Origin of the sequence: Flammeovirga pacifica (assembly GCF_000807855.2) — a bacterium.
Taxonomy (GTDB): Bacteria; Bacteroidota; Bacteroidia; order Cytophagales; family Flammeovirgaceae; genus Flammeovirga; species Flammeovirga pacifica.
Genome location: NZ_JRYR02000001.1, coordinates 3,423,756 through 3,441,415 on the forward strand (window position 1 = coordinate 3,423,756; position 17,660 = coordinate 3,441,415).

Annotated in this window: 14 protein-coding genes and 1 tRNA gene; 9 read left to right on the forward strand and 6 right to left on the reverse strand. The window is 31.1% G+C overall.

Annotation, left to right across the window (positions count from 1 at the left end; translation table 11 throughout):
• Positions 1-72: 72 nt before the first annotated feature.
• The 6 genes from yajC to NH26_RS13390 all read right to left on the reverse strand — a co-directional run bounded on the left by yajC (position 73) and on the right by NH26_RS13390 (position 3,787).
• Entirely contained in the window at positions 73-405 is a 333-nt protein-coding gene (gene yajC, locus NH26_RS13365; RefSeq protein ID WP_044226168.1) for a preprotein translocase subunit YajC, read from the reverse strand.
• Between the two features lie 118 nt (positions 406-523).
• Positions 524-988 (reverse strand): DUF1573 domain-containing protein, encoded by a 465-nt coding sequence (locus NH26_RS13370; RefSeq protein ID WP_044226166.1) that lies wholly within the window; start codon positions 986-988, stop codon positions 524-526.
• 218 nt (positions 989-1,206) lie between these two features.
• Positions 1,207-1,527 (reverse strand): YtxH domain-containing protein, encoded by a 321-nt coding sequence (locus NH26_RS13375; protein ID WP_044226164.1) that lies wholly within the window; start codon positions 1,525-1,527, stop codon positions 1,207-1,209.
• Between the two features lie 15 nt (positions 1,528-1,542).
• Positions 1,543-2,697: a transcription antitermination factor NusB gene (nusB, locus tag NH26_RS13380; protein WP_052432141.1), complete on the reverse strand. Its 1,155-nt coding sequence runs from the start codon at positions 2,695-2,697 to the stop codon at positions 1,543-1,545.
• A gap of 223 nt (positions 2,698-2,920) precedes the next feature.
• Positions 2,921-2,996, reverse strand: a tRNA-Met gene (locus NH26_RS13385).
• Between the two features lie 86 nt (positions 2,997-3,082).
• On the reverse strand, positions 3,083-3,787 hold the full coding sequence (locus NH26_RS13390; RefSeq protein ID WP_084812179.1) for a ComF family protein: 705 nt from the start codon (positions 3,785-3,787) through the stop codon (positions 3,083-3,085).
• 131 nt (positions 3,788-3,918) lie between these two features.
• On the opposite strand from NH26_RS13390, the gene NH26_RS13395 reads away from it, so the two are divergent.
• The 9 genes from NH26_RS13395 (at position 3,919) to NH26_RS13435 (ending at position 16,658) form a co-directional block, all read left to right on the forward strand.
• Entirely contained in the window at positions 3,919-4,278 is a 360-nt protein-coding gene (locus tag NH26_RS13395) for a hypothetical protein (protein WP_044226162.1), read from the forward strand.
• A 1-nt stretch (position 4,279) separates the two neighbouring features.
• The gene (locus NH26_RS13400; RefSeq protein ID WP_044226160.1) at positions 4,280-5,047 is read left to right on the forward strand and encodes an exodeoxyribonuclease III; all 768 of its coding nucleotides are present in this window, start codon (positions 4,280-4,282) and stop codon (positions 5,045-5,047) included.
• A gap of 140 nt (positions 5,048-5,187) precedes the next feature.
• Positions 5,188-6,948 (forward strand): ABC transporter substrate-binding protein, encoded by a 1,761-nt coding sequence (locus tag NH26_RS13405; RefSeq protein ID WP_044226158.1) that lies wholly within the window; start codon positions 5,188-5,190, stop codon positions 6,946-6,948.
• A 170-nt stretch (positions 6,949-7,118) separates the two neighbouring features.
• Complete coding sequence (locus NH26_RS13410) at positions 7,119-10,496, forward strand: DUF4175 family protein (protein ID WP_044226156.1); 3,378 nt, start codon at positions 7,119-7,121, stop codon at positions 10,494-10,496.
• 1 nt (position 10,497) lies between these two features.
• Positions 10,498-10,914 (forward strand): ATP-binding protein, encoded by a 417-nt coding sequence (locus NH26_RS13415; RefSeq protein WP_242427329.1) that lies wholly within the window; start codon positions 10,498-10,500, stop codon positions 10,912-10,914.
• Positions 10,914-11,348 (forward strand): rRNA maturation RNase YbeY, encoded by a 435-nt coding sequence (gene ybeY / locus NH26_RS13420; protein ID WP_044226155.1) that lies wholly within the window; start codon positions 10,914-10,916, stop codon positions 11,346-11,348. Before NH26_RS13415 ends, ybeY begins: the two co-directional genes overlap by 1 nt.
• A 366-nt stretch (positions 11,349-11,714) precedes the next feature.
• On the forward strand, positions 11,715-13,589 hold the full coding sequence (gene mnmG, locus NH26_RS13425; protein WP_044226153.1) for a tRNA uridine-5-carboxymethylaminomethyl(34) synthesis enzyme MnmG: 1,875 nt from the start codon (positions 11,715-11,717) through the stop codon (positions 13,587-13,589).
• Positions 13,590-13,722: 133 nt separating this feature from the next.
• The gene (locus NH26_RS13430) at positions 13,723-15,483 is read left to right on the forward strand and encodes an Ig-like domain-containing protein (RefSeq protein WP_044226151.1); all 1,761 of its coding nucleotides are present in this window, start codon (positions 13,723-13,725) and stop codon (positions 15,481-15,483) included.
• A gap of 95 nt (positions 15,484-15,578) precedes the next feature.
• On the forward strand, positions 15,579-16,658 hold the full coding sequence (locus NH26_RS13435) for a hypothetical protein (protein ID WP_044226149.1): 1,080 nt from the start codon (positions 15,579-15,581) through the stop codon (positions 16,656-16,658).
• The last annotated feature ends 1,002 nt before the right edge of the window (positions 16,659-17,660 follow it).

Genomic DNA, 17,660 nt, shown 5'->3' on the forward strand with positions numbered 1-17,660 from the left:
TTATTCAAAAATAAAAAAACCGTTGAGATTTTTATCAAGCTCAACGGTCTTCTATCAACTATTACGGTAAGATTAGTCTTTTTTCTCCTTTTTACCGTAAACTATGTCAGTATTTTCTGCAGAAATTGAAGATTTCTCAAAAGTAACTTTCACTCCTCTGTCTATTTCTAATACAACAGCATTCGCTTTTACCTCAACAATTTTACCATGCATTCCACTTACAGTGACTACATTTTTGTTTTTCTTTAATTCGTCAGAAAATTTTTGTTGTGCTTTTTGTTTCTTTTGCTGTGGTCTTAACATGAAGAAGTAGAATACGGCAATCATACCTACTAAAAATAAAATATTCATTGCTCCACCAGCATCTCCACCCATCTGAAGTAAAATATTATTCAAAATACTCATCTGTTTATTGTTTAATTGAAGTACAAAAATAGAAAACCTCTGCTAGGTATCTGCCTTACAGAGGTTTTTTTTTGTGAATTAACACCTTATGTGATCAAGTTCATCCTGTAATAGGATACTACATTGTTTGAGCTTGGTCTTTTGGATTCACTTTAGTCTTAATTACAACAGCATCCATACCATCTTCAACGTTAGCAAGGATTGTAATTTTTTTAATTTGTTTTCCTTTCTTACCTCTTGAGTTGAAAGTTACTTTCAGATCAGAAGTTTCTCCTGGAGCCAATGGTTTTCTGTCCCAGTTTGGTGCAGTACAACCACAAGTAACTTGAACATTTGTAATCGTTAATGGCACCTCTCCTTCGTTTTTATACTTAAAGATATGTGTTACTACATCACCTTCTGTAATATCACCAAAGTCAAATTCTGTCTCTTCAAATGCAAATTTAGCTTTAGGGCTAGTATTTTCATTCGATGATTGAGTTGTTGACTTTTCACTTTTTGAGCTAGACTCTTTTTTATCACCACAAGATGTAAATAGTACTACTGAGATGATTAAAACTGATAATGTTTTTAAAATTTTCATTGTAAAAAATATGTTGAAGAATACAAATATAAGCTTCAATAACCTGTCAGTTATAAATAAAGAAGCTTAAGAAGTTTTATAAATAATTCTATGCTACTTCAAACAGTTTGATGTAACTGAGAAAGTAAATCTAAAATTAAAATTGTTTTCAAAAAAATAAAAGGGCAAAGAAGTTTACTCCTTTGCCCTTGATGTATTGTTAAAGTAAAGAATTAGTCTTAATCCTCTTCTTCTTCCAATTCTGGTGTTGCAATTCTTTCTTTTAAAGCATCTACTTCACCCATTAACTCTTCTGCATGCTTAATAGCTTCGTCAATTACTTTTTGACCTTCTGATTTTGCTGCAGTAACGGCTTCTTTTCTTTCTTCCATTAAATCTTCTACAAGATCTTCAAGTTCCTCACGGTACTTGTCTAATTTGAAAGTTAAACGCTCTCTAGTGTTTTTTCCCTTGTCAGGTGCAAATAAAACGCCTAATAAAGCACCTGCTGCAGCTCCAGCTACAAAGCCTAGTAATGTATTTCCACTATTTTTTGCCATGTCGAATGTGTTTAATTATTTGTTATCTAGTAAGCCTTTTCCAGATTTTTTAATTTTTCCTTCTGCTTCAAGCTCTTCAGATATTGAATCTAACATACCATTAATAAACTGCCAACTTTTTGGCGTACTATATTGCTTAGAGATTTCAATAAACTCATTTATGGTTACTTTAACAGGGATGTTTCTAAAATTCAACATCTCGGCTAAGGCCATGTTTATTAAAATACTGTCTACTTTAGCAATTCTGTCGATAGCCCATTTTTTGGATTTCTTTGCAATGATTTCCTTAAACGAACCTTCTTGTTCTAATGTATATTTATATAGATCCTCGAAGAACTCTTTATCTTCCTCCCAGTTTTTAGAAATCGATAAAATTTCTGTACCCGTATCAGGAGAGATATTTTTTACAGTTTTCAATACCATACTGCGAAGAATACGTTTATTCTCCGACCAGTTAAGGTCTTCTCCTTCAAACTGAGATTCTATTATCTCGTTCTTGAATAAGAAGTCTCTAACTATAACACGTAAAATCTCTTTTTGTGTTTCAAAATCGTTACCTTTTTGTGCAATCTCTTCGATAGCGTCTTGAAGTTCGCCATCTCTTTTAAGAATACGTAACCATTCTAAAACGCGTTCATCATCCTCTCCTCTACGAAGTTTATTACCTGATAATAAATCGTTTAGAGTATCATCTTCTCTTAAAACTTTAAAAGCAGAGTTATGATAAAACCATTCTGTAAATTTTTGATCAAATTCTATCTGACGAGCATTGCTTTCTAATTTTCTTTGCAGCTCTTTGTTTGATAATTCAGAAATATCAATCAGATAAGAAAGTAACTTGAGGTATTTTGTAAACAATTCTTCTGTCTCTGTAACCATAGAGATTTTGAATTGTCTTTTGCTAGATGCAATAAGATTTGTATAATGATTCTTGGCATTAGAAGCGATCTTAAGAAGCTTTACATCCAACCCTTCCGTTGATGCATCTTCTTTATCTTCATCCATTACTGTGTTAAGGTATTCAATTACCTTATTTTGCTCCTCGTCAATTCTTGCTTTCTCTTCCTGACCAAATTCTAAAAATTCATCTCTGAATTCATTTTTAACCACATCGAGAGTCAATTCTTTGTTTGACAATTTATTTTGCTTAAAAGCATAGATACTTTGCATTACTTTAATGCGTAACAATCTTCTATTGAGCATGGACTTCTAATTTACCGTTAATTTCTAAAGAACATATTACACTTAGTTTCACGAGAACCTTAACTTCAAGGTTTTCGCTAATTAACTTTATTAAGATACTGCTAAATTTCTGATTAACAGAATTTTCCAACAAAATAAATCTTAAGAAAGTCAAAGAAAAAGGCTAACCCAATAATTGGGTTAGCCTACTTGGTAGCGGGGACCAGACTCGAACTGATGACCTTCGGGTTATGAGCCCGACGAGCTACCAACTGCTCCACCCCGCACTGTTTTCCTAAATGCTGTGCAAAAGTAGACCTTTTATTTTTGTAAACCAAATAATATCAAAAAATACCTAGTTAATAAAAATCAACTACACCACAATTGCGAGTACTAATACATTAATTGATTTAGGTTGGTATTCTTCTATTTCTTGTGCAATTGCTTGTATAGTTGCTCCTGTTGTTAATACATCATCTACAATCAATACATTCTTTTGATAAAAGTTTTGATGGGAATTAACACAAAACACTCCTTTCATATTATTCATCCTACCCATTTTAGATTTTTGAGTTTGGCTATTGGTGTAAACATCTCTAATAACTGATTGATTATCAATTTCAATATCCCATCTTTTCGAGAGTGCTTTACATAAAGAATCCACTTGATTATATCCTCTTTCTTTTCGCTTTTTGGGATGTAAGGGCACAGGAATGATCACATCCATCGGACGAAAAAACAATGTATTATTAGCGTCAAAAAAATTATTCTCTATCCATTTTCCTATATTTTTAAACCCTCTATATTTTAAATGATGAATTAAAGTTTGAGGTATTCCATCCTCTTCATAATAAAAATAAGAAGCTGCAAAATTAATTTGATTTACCCTGTGTTTTAATTGCTCTGTGATAAGATTTTTTTCAGGAGACACCCATGATGCTTGGTATAAAGGCAGCTTCGAATAACATGAAAAGCATAAGTTTTCTTCTCCATTACCCAATAATGCTTTACAGTGTAAACATTGTTCAGGAAATAATGAATAGAAGAGATTTGATATTTTTTTAGTCAGAAGAGACATTTGTTTGGGATAGTATGAATCGTGTATTTAAATTTGAATCGTGTAATTTAGATGCAATAATAAATTTCAATCTATTGAATTTCTATTGTATCCAATCGAATATAACAATTAATTAAAGTTATACTACCGTGATGGACGAAGAATTTGAACAATTAGAGAACGATTGGAATCGTTTAAAAATTGTTTTAACTGAGGTGATAGGAAAACAACCTTCTGATCTAAATAGTGTCCTATTTATGATTGGTGTACAAGAATTAGGAAAAGGTCCTATTCCATTTTCTAAAGAAGAAAAACAAGACCTTATTCATATTGCCACCTGTAAAGTATTAAGTTATAGTGGCTTTTATATATTAGAAGGATTAGATAAAGATGGGTGGCCTCATTGGAAGTTAAATAAAAAAATTCCGAGTATGGATTTGGCTGCTCAAGAAAAAATGATGAAAATGCATATCCTTCAATATTTTAGAGAAGATACCGACCTATTAGATTAATATGAAAATTATTTCGTACAACGTTAATGGCATAAGAGCCGCAATAAAAAAAGATTTAGCTGAATGGGTTAAATCTTGTCAGGCAGATATCATTTGTATCCAAGAAACTAAAGCTCAACCCGAACAGGTTGATCTGTCTGAATTTGAAGATTTAGGTTTCAAATATCACTATTGGCACTCGGCTGAGAAAAAAGGTTATAGTGGAGTAGCAATTTTATCTAAAATTGAGGCAATTTCCATTAAAATAGGTATGGAAATTGATACATACGATAGCGAAGGTCGAACAATACTGTGTGAGTTCGAAAATTTCACTTTAATCAATACTTATTTCCCCTCTGGTACTTCTGGAGAGGAAAGACAAGAGTTCAAATATCGATTCTTAGACGACTATTACAAATACATCTCAAACCTAAAAAAGAACTATAAAAATCTTGTGATTTGCGGTGATTTTAATATTTGTCATAAAGCGATTGATATTCATAACCCAGATAGAAATAAAAACACTTCTGGTTTTCAACCTGCTGAAAGAGCTTGGGTAACCCAATTTATTGAAGAAGGTGGTTTTGTTGATGCTTTTAGAAAGTTCGACGAATCCCCACATAAATACAGTTGGTGGACCTACAGAGCTGGAGCAAGAAAGAAAAACTTAGGTTGGCGTATTGATTATTTTATGGTACAAAAAGAATTTGAAAATCAATTAGTTTCTTCTCAACTTCACAATGATGCTGTTCATTCTGACCATTGTCCTGTTGAAATTGTACTACAATAAAATTATTTGATTAATCTTTAGGTTAATCAATCATTTTTTTGGAACTTTTAATTACTCACGCAAATTATTGAGTAACTTTTTTTTTGAAATCAATACTACGCCTTTTTAGGCAACTTATATTTAAAGAAAATTCATTGCAAATGAGAAAGCTTACCGCTATTATACTCTCTTTTTTATTCCTATTCCTATTAGGATGTGGAAATAGCAACAATGAAAGAGATGATGCTCAAATGGTACTCACTCCCGCTAAAGGAGGGAAATTCTATGGAGGTGTTTTTAAGGTAAATGAAGCAGAATACATCAAAAACCTTTTCCCTCTAAGCATTATCGACATTTATTCTTACAGAGTCGCCTCACAAATCTATGAAGGTCTATTCAAGTTTGAACAAAAAACTCTTCAGGTTGTTCCTAGCCTTGTAAAAAGCTATGCTAAGTCTGATGATCAATTGGTTTATACTTTTAAGTTAAAAGACAATGTCTATTTTCATGACGATAAATGTTTTGATGATGGGAAGGGTAGAAAACTTACAGCACAAGATGTGTTTTATAGTTTCAACTTGATTACTACTTATAATAAGAATAATCAATATTCTCATTTATTCAGTGGCATCGTTAAAGGTGCTGATAAATATTATGAGGCAACAAAACACGACCCTTCATTCTTTAACTCTCCTGAAGGTTTAGCCGGTATAGAAGGTTTTAAAGTATTGGATGAATTTACTTTTGAAATTACTTTAGTAAAACCTAATTCAATGTTCTTATATAACTTGGCTCGTCCAGGTGCATTTATCTTTCCTAAAGAAGCATATGAAAAATATGGTGAAGATATGAGAACTAAATGTGTAGGTACTGGTCCTTATCAAATCGCAAGTGTAGATGAAGATATATCTATCATACTTTCAAGAAATGATAATTACCATGGTAAAGACGAACATGGTAATCAACTTCCTTTCTTAAAAGCTATTGATATCTCTTTTGTAAAAGATAAAAAAATCGAGTTCTTAAAATTCAAAAAAGGAGAACTTGATATGATGTATAGAGTACCAACTGAGGATATCATCAATATCTTAGCAGAATCTGATGAGACCAATCAAAACTTTAAATATCACTTACAAAGAACACCTGAAATGTCAACTCAATTCCTTGCTATGAACAACATGGGTAAGGTATTTAACGACGTCAACATTCGTAAAGCTTTTAACTTCGCTGTAGATCGTCAAAGAATATTAGAATTGATCCTTAATGGAGAAGGATATATGGAAGGTTATTATGGTATTACCCCTCCTGTATTTGACAATTATAAAATTGATGACATAAAAGGATATAGACATAACATTGATTCAGCTAAATACTATTTAAGCAAAGCTGGATATCCTGAAGGAAAAGGTTTTCCTAAAGTTACTCTTGATTTAAACACAGAGGGAGAACAATATAGCAATGTTGCTTTGGAAGTTAAGAAGCAATTAAAAGACAAGTTGAATGTAGATATTGAATTAAAAATTTCTCCATTTGCTCAAATTGCTGAAAAAAGTATCATGGGTAGATATGATTTCTTACGCTTAGCGTGGATTGCAGATTACCCTAGTCCAGAAAACTATCTTTGGGCTTACTATAGCAAAAACCTTCCTAAAAATCCGAATGATAAATCTTGGCCTAACTTAATTAGATATAAGAATCCAAGATTTGATGTAGAGTACGAGAAAGCATTATTATCTAATAATGAAAAAACAGCTTTACAACATTTTAAAAATGCAGAGCAGATTTTAATGGCGGATGCTCCTTTTATTGTACTATGGTATGACGAAGGATATCGTCTAATTCAAAGACATATTAGAGATTTCCCTAATAATCCGATGCAATATCGTGATTTCAGTACGGTTTATTTTGACAAAACTCATTAATATTGATTATATTAATAAATAGAAAATAAGACTGATTCTTATATTTAGGATCAGTCTTATTTTTAAAACCATTTTTACACTCAAGTACCCATTTAATTATGGCAATTGTTGATAAAAATGGTTTAATCGTAATTTGATTTTAGTTCTACCCATTCAACAAAAGACCTACAATGTTTGATCATAAAATTCAAGCTTATAAACAAAAACTATATAAGAATACTGCTTTAAAAGGCCTTATTCTTACTATGGCTGCTGTGTTAGGACTTTTTTTATTGATCAATGTTTTAGAGTATATCAATAACTTTGGTACAACAGCTAGAACGGTTCTATTCTTTACTTATATCTCCACCTTCTTATATACTTTCTATATCTGGATTATTCGTCCTATTGCTCAATTAAAAGGGTTTAGAAAACAAATTACAGATGAAGAAGCGGCAAAAGATATAGGTGTTTTTTTTCCAGAAATATCTGATAAACTGATTAATTCAATTCAGTTACAAGCAAAAGGAAAAGATAATAGTTTAATTCAGGCTACTTTAAATAAAAGAAATAGTCAGTTTGACCCCATCAATTTTAGTCATGCTATTTCTTATAAAGAAAATTTGAAGTATTCTTATTGGTATCTTTTACCTGCTGTAATAATACTATTAGGTATTTTACTTTTCAAGCCTCAAATTATTACGGATACCACTCCTAAGATAGTTCAATTCGATAAGGAGTTTTTACCTATCGCTCCCTTTAAATTTGAATTACTCAATAACGATTTAAAAACTTTCCAGGGAGATGACTTTGATTTATTACTAAAGTTAAGTGGAGATGTTATTCCATCAGATGTTTATTTAGAAACCAATAAAGGGTCTATCATCAAGTTACAGTATAACCCAACACAAAAGACTTTTACTCATACTTTTAAAAAGATTCAACATGATGTTCGCTTTAGATTTAAAGCTGCAGGGTATTTCTCATCAGAACATCATATAACTGCTCTCACAAGACCTTCTTTATCTAAGTTTAGTGTACAGGTGGAATACCCAAGATACACTGGTAAAAACAATGAAACGCTATCTAACACAGGTAATTTGTTACTTCCTGAAGGATCTAAGATTACTTGGTTATTCGATACAAAAACAGCCGACTCTATCAATATTCATTTTAAAGAAGAAGATAAAACAGTTAGTGCGGAAGAAATCAATAAGGACGTATTTAAGTACGTTCAAGAAGCTTCATTATCTACAGCTTATAGTGTAAGTCTAAAAAATATTTACGGAAGTAATAGAGATAGCATTTCTTATTATCTAAATGTAATCCCAGATAAATACCCTAGTATTAATATGAAACAATACCAAGATACGGTGATGTTTGATTATTTAGTCTTTGGAGGTAACATCAGTGATGACTATGGGATAACACGTTTAAGAACTAGATACAGAATTAAAAGAAAAGCAGATGAAAAAGCTCCTAGAACTTTTGAAAAGATGGATATACCGTTTAACAAAAGAGCTATTGATCAAAGCTTTTATTACAAACTAGAAACCGAACAATTTAAATTAGGTGAAGGTGATAAACTAGAATATTTTGTAGAGGTATATGATAATGATGCTGTCAATGGTAATAAAAGGAGTAAAACTCCAATCTATACTTTTACATTACCTACTAGCGAAGAATTAGAAAAAGAAATTGATCAATCTAAAAAAGAAACTGAAGATAAATTAGATAAAACTTTATCAAAAGCGGATGAGTTAGAAAAAGATCTAAAGAAATTAGAAGAGAAGCTTAAAGGGAAGAGACAACTGAGTTGGCAAGACAAAAAAGATATTCAAAAGCTTATTGATAAAAGAAAAGAATTAGAAGAACAACTTAAGTCCTTACAAGAAGAAAGTCAACAATTACAGAGTAAGCAAGATAAGTTTACTAAGCAAGATCAAAATACTGCAGAAAAGTCAGAACAGCTTCAGAAAATCATTAATGATATTAATGATGAAGAAACTCAAAAACTTTATGAAGAATTACAAAAATTGATGGAGCAAAACTACATCAATCAGAACCTTCAGGAAAATCTTCAAAATATTGAAAACAAACAAAAGAATTTAAAGAACGAGTTAGAACGTACTATTAAACTCTTTAAGAAATTGCAGATTGAACAAAAAGCAAAAGAAGTTTCTTCAAAATTAGAAGATCTTGCAAAAGAACAACAGGACCTTGCTAATCAAACTAAAGATCTAGAAAAGAAAAAGAACGAAGAAGAAGAGGGATTATCAGAAGAAGAAAAGGCCGAGAATAAAAAAGAACAAGAAGACCTTCAAAAGAAACAAGAGGAGTTAAATGAGAAGTTTGATAATATCAAAAAGGAGATGGAGGAATTGAGGAAGATGGATAAAAAAGAACAAACTAATCAAGATTTTGAACAGTTTACTCCTAATGAAAGACAAATTCAGAAAGAACAACAAAACGCTAGTGAACAGCTAAAACAAGATAATAAAAAAGACGCTCATCAATCTCAGAAAAAGGCTGCTAATAAAATGCAGCAGATGGCACAAAAAATGCAGCAAAGTATGCAGTCCTCACAGATGGAACAAATCAGTGAAGATCATGAAGCATTACGTCAAATTATGGAAAATCTTCTTAAACTTTCCTTCGATCAGGAAAATCTTATGGAATCATTCAAGGAAGTTAGAAGAATCGACCCTAAATTTGTGGAGTTGTCACAAACTCAACTTAAATTGAAAGATGATGCTAAATACGTTGAAGATAGTTTAATTGCATTATCAAAAAGAGTTTTCCAAATTGAGTCTTTCGTGACAAGAGAGGTGACTCAAATGAACAAGTATATGGACGAAAGTCTAGATGCTATTAAACGTAGGGTTCCAGAAATTGCGGCTTCAAAACAGCAATTCACAATGACCTCTATAAATAATTTAGCATTACTCTTAAATGACATATTAGAGAACATGCAACAGCAGATGAGTCAGAATATGGCTGGTCAGCAAATGAATCAACAACAACAGTCTTCTTCACCAAGCATGAGTCAGATGCAACAACAGTTGAATCAACAAATGCAAAATTTAAAGAAGTCTGGTAAGTCAGGAAAAGAATTATCCAAGGAATTAGCCAAATTAGCAGCTCAACAAGAAATGATCAGAAATGCTTTACAGCAAAGTATGGGAAAAGGTGAAGAGCAGATGCAAGGCCAAGAAGAAGAAGGTGGAGAAAAAGGAGGAGGAAATGGCTATGGTAAACTCCTGAAAGAAATGGAGAAAACTGAAGAAGACTTGGTCAATAAAAGATTGACAGATAAGTTGATTAAAAGACAACAAGAGATACTAACAAGAATGTTAGAATCTGAAAAAGCAAAGAAAGAAAAGGGTAAGGATGAAGAAAGAAAAGCGGAAACTGCAAAGCAGCAAAAGCAAATACCTCCACCTGATAGCTTCGATGAGTATTTAAAACAAAAAGAAACACAAATTGAGCTATTAAGGACGATCCCTACTTCCTTAAATACGTATTATAAACAAGAAGTAAACAAGTACTTTGAAAATATAAAAGATTGAAATGTCTACAAGTACAATGAATAAACCATTCAAATTAAAAATACCTTCGCTAATAGAAAACGTTCGTATAGCGGAGAGCTTTATTGATCAAGCTCGTGATGAGTTTAATTTTAATGATGATATTTATGGTAACATCATGATTGCCGTTACTGAGTCAGTAAACAATGCAATCATCCATGGTAACAGAAATGATAAAGAAAAAAATGTTCATTTAGAACTTAATGTTACTGATAAAGAAATCGGCTTTACTATAGAAGATGAAGGTAAAGGTTTTGATTATGATGCCTTACCTGATCCTACTGCTCCTGAGAATATTGATAAGCCTGGAGGAAGAGGTATTTTCTTAATGAAACACTTAGCTGATGAAGTTGAGTTCTCAAAAGAAGGTAGAGCTATCACTTTAACGTTTTACATTTAATGGGTGATATTACTTTTTTTAATGAAGATATTTCCTTTGATGTAGAAAATGAAGCATTAGTAAAAGAATGGATTCAAACTGTTATACAAGACCATAATTATAGTCTTGTAGGTATCAATTATATTCTTTGCTCTGATGAGTATCTTCATAAAGTTAATGTTGAGTATTTAGATCATGATACTTACACCGATATAATCACCTTCGATAATTCAGAATATGAAAACGAAATCGAATCTGATATTTTTGTGAGTATTGAAAGAATTTTAGAAAACTCTAAAAATCTAGGTACTAAACAATTGGATGAATTTCATAGAGTTTTAATACATGGTATTCTTCACCTTCTTGGTTTTAAAGATAAATCAGAAGAAGAGGCCGTACAAATGAGAAAACTTGAGGAGGATCAATTAGCAAAAAGACCTTTAGGGTTGGTTTAATTTTTAAACTTTAGATTTTATCACGTTCCACGTGAAACATTATTTAATACAAAATGTTTCACGTGGAACTTTTGTTTATAATAGATCATAAAGATTATAATTAAAAAAGATTGATCGAATTATAAATTATAAATAACTAGTTGAAAACATTAAGGTTTAATATTCAATGTATTATGTATCTTTGCATTCGGATTAGAAATTATAAAAATACTAACACAATAATTATAAAAACTTCTTGTGTTAAGTATTGATTTTTAGTCAAATCACTTTAGGAAAAGATTGTATAAGTATTTCCTTTCCTAATGTTTTTCATTGAAGCATTATCAGTGTTCCACGTGGAACAGTAAAAAATAAAAGGAGAAAATAATGTATCCATCTTATGACGTCATTGTAATCGGCGGAGGTCACGCAGGATGTGAGGCCGCTAACGCTGCTGCTACTTTAGGATCTAAAGTCCTATTGATTACTATGAATATGCAAACCATCGCTCAGATGAGTTGTAACCCAGCAATGGGTGGTGTTGCTAAAGGTCAAATTGTAAGAGAAATAGATGCTCTTGGTGGTATGTCTGGTATTATAACAGATAAAACCATGATTCAGTTTAGAATGCTAAACAGATCAAAGGGACCTGCTATGTGGAGTCCAAGAGCACAAAGTGACAGAATGATGTTTGCTCAAGAATGGAGAGATACCCTTGAGGCAAATATGAATGTTGATATTTGGCAAGAAATGGCAACCGAACTTGTTATGGATGGTGATAAAATCACAGGAGTAAAAACAAGTTTAGGTGTAGTATTTAATACCAAATCTGTAGTACTTACTAACGGAACTTTCTTAAATGGTTTGATCCATATTGGTGAAAAACAATTTGGAGGTGGCCGTAGTGGTGAGCACGCTGCAAAAGGTTTAACAGAACAATTAGTAGCTTTAGGTTTTGAGGCAGGTAGAATGAAAACCGGTACTCCTCCAAGAGTAGATGGTCGTTCTTTAAATTGGGAAAAACTACAAGAACAAGCAGGTGATGAAAACCCTGAGAAGTTCTCTTTCTCTGATCAAACAACAACTCTTACAAAACAAAGAAGTTGCTTTATTACCTATACTAGTAATGAAGTACATGATATATTAAAAACAGGTTTTGATAGATCTCCAATGTTTAATGGTAGAATCCAAGGTTTAGGACCAAGATACTGCCCATCAATTGAAGATAAAATCAACCGTTTTGCAGAGAGAGATCGTCATCAAATATTTGTTGAACCCGAAGGTTGGAATACATGTGAAATGTATATCAATGGTTTCTCAACTTCACTTCCTGAAGATGTTCAATACAAAGCATTGAGAAAAATTGAAGGTTTTGAAAATGCTAAAATGTTCAGACCTGGATATGCTATTGAGTATGACTTCTTCCCTCCTACTCAATTGAAACCAACATTAGAAACTAAGTTGATAGAGAACTTATATTTTGCTGGTCAGATTAATGGTACAACAGGATATGAAGAAGCTGCATCACAAGGTTTGATGGCAGGTATAAATGCTCATAATAAGGTAGTAGAAGCTGAGCCTTTTATCCTTAAAAGATCTGAAGCTTATATTGGTGTTCTTATTGATGACCTTATCAATAAGGGTACAGACGAGCCATACAGAATGTTTACTTCTCGTGCTGAGTATAGAATCTTGCTTAGACAAGATAATGCTGACATTAGATTAACACATTTAGGTCATCAATTAGGTCTAGCAACTGATGAACGTTTTAATGCTGTTCAAAAGAAAAAAGAACAAATTGAAACTACTATTGAAACTTTAAAAGAGACTAGTGTTAAAGTAGTAAATGCGAATCCACATTTAGAAGCGAGTGGTTTACAAACTATGTCTCATGGTTTAAAGGCTGATAAGTTTTTAAAGAAGACAAAAGTAGGAATGGCTTTAACTATGGAATGTGCTCCTTCATTAAAGGAAACATTTGCAGAGTTTGATATCAAAGCTTTAGAAGAAGCAGAGGTACTATTAAAGTATGAATCTTATATCGAGAAAGAAGAAAAAATTGCAGAGAAGTTAACCACATTGGAAAACTATAAAATTCCAGAAGGGTTTAACTTTAGAGAAATTACTTCTCTTTCATCTGAGTCTAGAGAAAAATTATCTAAAGTAGGTCCTTTAACATTAGGTCAAGCATCAAGAATTAGTGGAGTTACTCCTGCAGATGTAACTATACTAATGGTTTATCTTGATAAGAAAAAGGCATAAAAAAGGATTAAATTTTAATAAAAGGCATATCTCTTATTTAAGAGATATGCCTTATTTTGTAAATTGAAATTTCAGAAAAATCAACACATGAAATCTTTTATTTTCATGTGCTTTTATTAGTCACTTACCACTAATGAACTTATTTAAAAAATCTATTCTTGCTATTGGAATTGCCTCAAGCCTTTATGGTTGTGCGGTAGTATCATCTCCTACAGGTGGTCCAAAAGATGAGATTCCTCCAAATTTTACAGCGAGTACTCCATTTGATGGACAAACAAATGTGGATAGTACTAAGCTAAAATTAACGTTGTATTTTGATGAACCTATACAAGAAGAAAAATTAAAACAGAATCTTATCATCACTCCTTATAAAAGTGATCTGAAGTATAAGACAAAGATTTCTGGTAGGAAGGTCATTATGAATATAATGGATACACTACAATCGAATACCACTTATTATTTTGATTTTGGAAAAGCTATTGTAGATGTAACAGAAAAAAACCCAGCAAAAAATGTTCGATTTTCTTTTAGTACAGGTTCTTACTTAGACTCTATTGAGGTAACAGGTACTGTTAGAGATTTAATGACAAACGAACCAATAGAAGAAGGGATCATTGCTTTATACAATCCGTATGATTCACTTGATGTAAATACTGATCCTCCATTATATTTTTCTAAAACTGTAAAAGAAGGTTTATTTATTTTAGAAAGATTTAAACCAGGGTATTATACTATCTATGCCATCAAAGATGCTAATGAAGATTATAAATATACTTTGAGAGAGGAAAAAGTAGGCTTCTTCCCTGACTCTATTCTTCTAGATCAAAATATTGATGGTGTTACATTATATGTTAGAGATTATGATTTAGTAGATCTTAAATTTAATCGTCCTAAAAAAGAAAAAGAAGATATTCATCTTCAGTTCAATAAATTTGTTGTCGATTATAGATTAGAGTTGCCAGATAAAAACTCTTATACAGATAGTATTTTTAGTATGCCTTCTGGCACCGGAGAAATCAAATTATTGTATACAGGTTTAAGAGATATTGAAGATTCCGTTCATGTCAAAGGTTATGCAATAGACTCTTTAAATACTAAAGTGGAATACGATACTTTGATTTTATTTCCGAGTAAATCAGAATTTTTAGCAGAGCAGAAAAGAGAAGAAAGAAAAAAGAATGGAGGTTTAATTGGTGGTGCATTAAAGCAAGTAGGTAATGCTTTAGGCGCAGAAAAAGAAGAAGAAGAAATTGTAAGAATTAGTTTTGATAAATTCTTACCTATTGATGCTGATATAAAAGAAAAAGATTCTGTGGATGTAGTTCTGAAATTTCCACTACCAATGAAAGAATGGAATCTTGATAGTATGATGTATGTATGGAGTACCGATACAGTACAACTAGATAGTTTGTTAGATGTAAATAATGTTGATTTATCATTTAACCACGATCATACTCAGTTAACTATTCCTGGGTTTTATGCTGACTCTGCTTTTAGTATCATCTTTAAGGATAACTCTTTTGTTTCTGTAAAAGGAGATTCAACAAAAAATAAAACTGTATCCTTCACTATCAAACAACCAGATAAATATGGAATTATTGAAGGCGAAGTAAAAGGTAGTCATGATCATTTTACAGTTCAACTATTGGATAGTAAAAATGAACCTTATATGGAAGTACATAATGAAAGAAAGTTTTCTTTCGAATTTGTAAAACCTGCTACTTATAAAATTAGAGTTCTTATTGATGAAAATGGAGATGGTGAATGGTTCCCTGGAGATTTTAAAAATAGGATTCCACCAGAACCAACTGCTTTTTTTCCTTCACCAATCAAAGTAGAAGCTAATTGGGAAATAAGACGAGAGGATACTATTATTGATACAGATAAAAGATAAATATTCTTTGGTGTAAAATTTTTTAAAAACTAACTTAAGTTGAAATTACTTAGGTTAGTTTTTTTTTTGCAAACTAAAATCTTGAAATAGAATAAATGGATATTAAACAAACTTCTGAAAACTTAACGATAGAAATTAAATGGTTTCGATCATCAATATTATTCGAAATGCTTTTTGCCATTCCTTGGATTGGTTTTATATTTTTTTGGTATGGTAATGCAATAGAGTCAAATAATCTTATCGGTATGATTTTTCCACTTGCTCATGTAGGAGCTGGAGCATTCTTAATTTATAGAATTGCTACAAGTATATTAAATAAGACTACCATAACTGTTGATCACAAAAAATTAAAAATATGGACCTCTCCTATTCCTCCTATCAACAATGGTGGAGCTTTTGAAGTTGAAATCCAAGACATCAAACAATTTTATGTAACTGAGGAAATTAAAAAAATTCAAAAAAATAATGACTCTTTTACTAAAGTCTATTCATTAAATATTGCATATCACAACTCGAATAAAGACGACCAAGTTATTAATGGGAGTTGGTTTGAAAAAGAGAGTTATGAAATGAAGAATTTAGAAAATGTACTAGAGGAATATTTAGGTATAAAAAATGAAGTGATTGCTGGAGAATATAAACCTAACTTGGAAATAAAAGCCACACCAACAAAAAAATATTATGATCCTACCAACGTAGGAATTGAAAGTATAGAAAAAGGTGGGGTGATAAAAATAAGTTTAGAAGATTATACGATTACAAAAAAACAGCAATATGAATGGGACGATAATTCTATTGTTTATGAGTTTGTAGGAAATCATATAGATGGTGTCTCTATATTTCATCATTTAGAAATTGAACATCAAAAAGTTTTATTGAAAAGTAAACCTATTCGTTTCTTTAGTTTAAAATCAGAAAATAATATTCAAGAGGATATCACTCTATCTCCTATCATCTTAAAATATAATGATCAGAAATACGATAAAATAAAAACGCAGAAAGGAATCTTATTTTCTAATTCGAACAATACACAATCTATGATGACGTTATATCAATCATTAGGAAATGAAACTGAGTATCTCTTATTGTTTAAAAATGGTAGTGAAAACTACTCTGCTTACTTAAGTGATCATATCAAAGAATCATTTATTAATCTGATTTTACCTAGAGGGTAAATAACTTCTTGTTGATCTATCGAAAAGCCTTTTAAATATCAATTATTTAAAAGGCTTTTTTACATACAATACCTACTATTAAATTACTAATTTGATAATGAACTCATTGTTAAAGCACCTATACAGTACAGAATGTGTGAATAAGTTTTTATAAAGTTGTAAAATCCATAATCTTATATAAATACTTCTTAAAAAATATTAAAAAAACTACGTTTAAAGCATAGTTTTAAAGGTTTTGGGCAATAAGACTATAGTTTAACTCAAAGCACACTTTAGGTACTCATTATAAGGGATTTATGAGTTTTACACATTAATATTCACACCTCATTCTTAAAACTGTTGATAACTTAGGTAGTTATCAACAGTTTTATCAACAAAAGTTAAGTTTCAATGATTATCCACTAAGTAACAAACAGCAAATGGGTTAATCACAAGGGGTAAATACACTCTTATATATTGATTATCAGACAAATAACACTTAATATATATCCCTAAATTCACATATCAACAAAAGTGCTATTCACAGGATGTTTAATAATTAGGTTGTTTTAAGGTATTTATAATTGGAGTAACTATGTTTATAGAGAATTAGAAAATGTGTATTTCTTGATGAAATCAAATCAAAAAGCTATTCACATAGCTCGATTAATTTTTAATCAATAAAATGATTTAAAAAAGGTAAGATTGTGTATATTCATATAAATAATGTATCAAAACTTGACATCAGAAAGGCTAAAGTTTAGTAATTGTACATTTAGAAGATATAACTGTATCTTATCCACATTATTCACACAGTAAATGTGAGTTAGTGTGATTAGTGAGTGAAATTATTGATAAGTGGTGTTTTTATCCACATTAGTTCACAAATTGGACTTATTCACGCTCTTCACAGAGGTGTGGATAAGAATATTCACTTCAAAAGGGCGCTTCTAAACACAGTATTTAACTGAATAACTTTAGTAGGGTGTTTTGTGTTAGTTATGTTGAAAAGCATCATAAAAC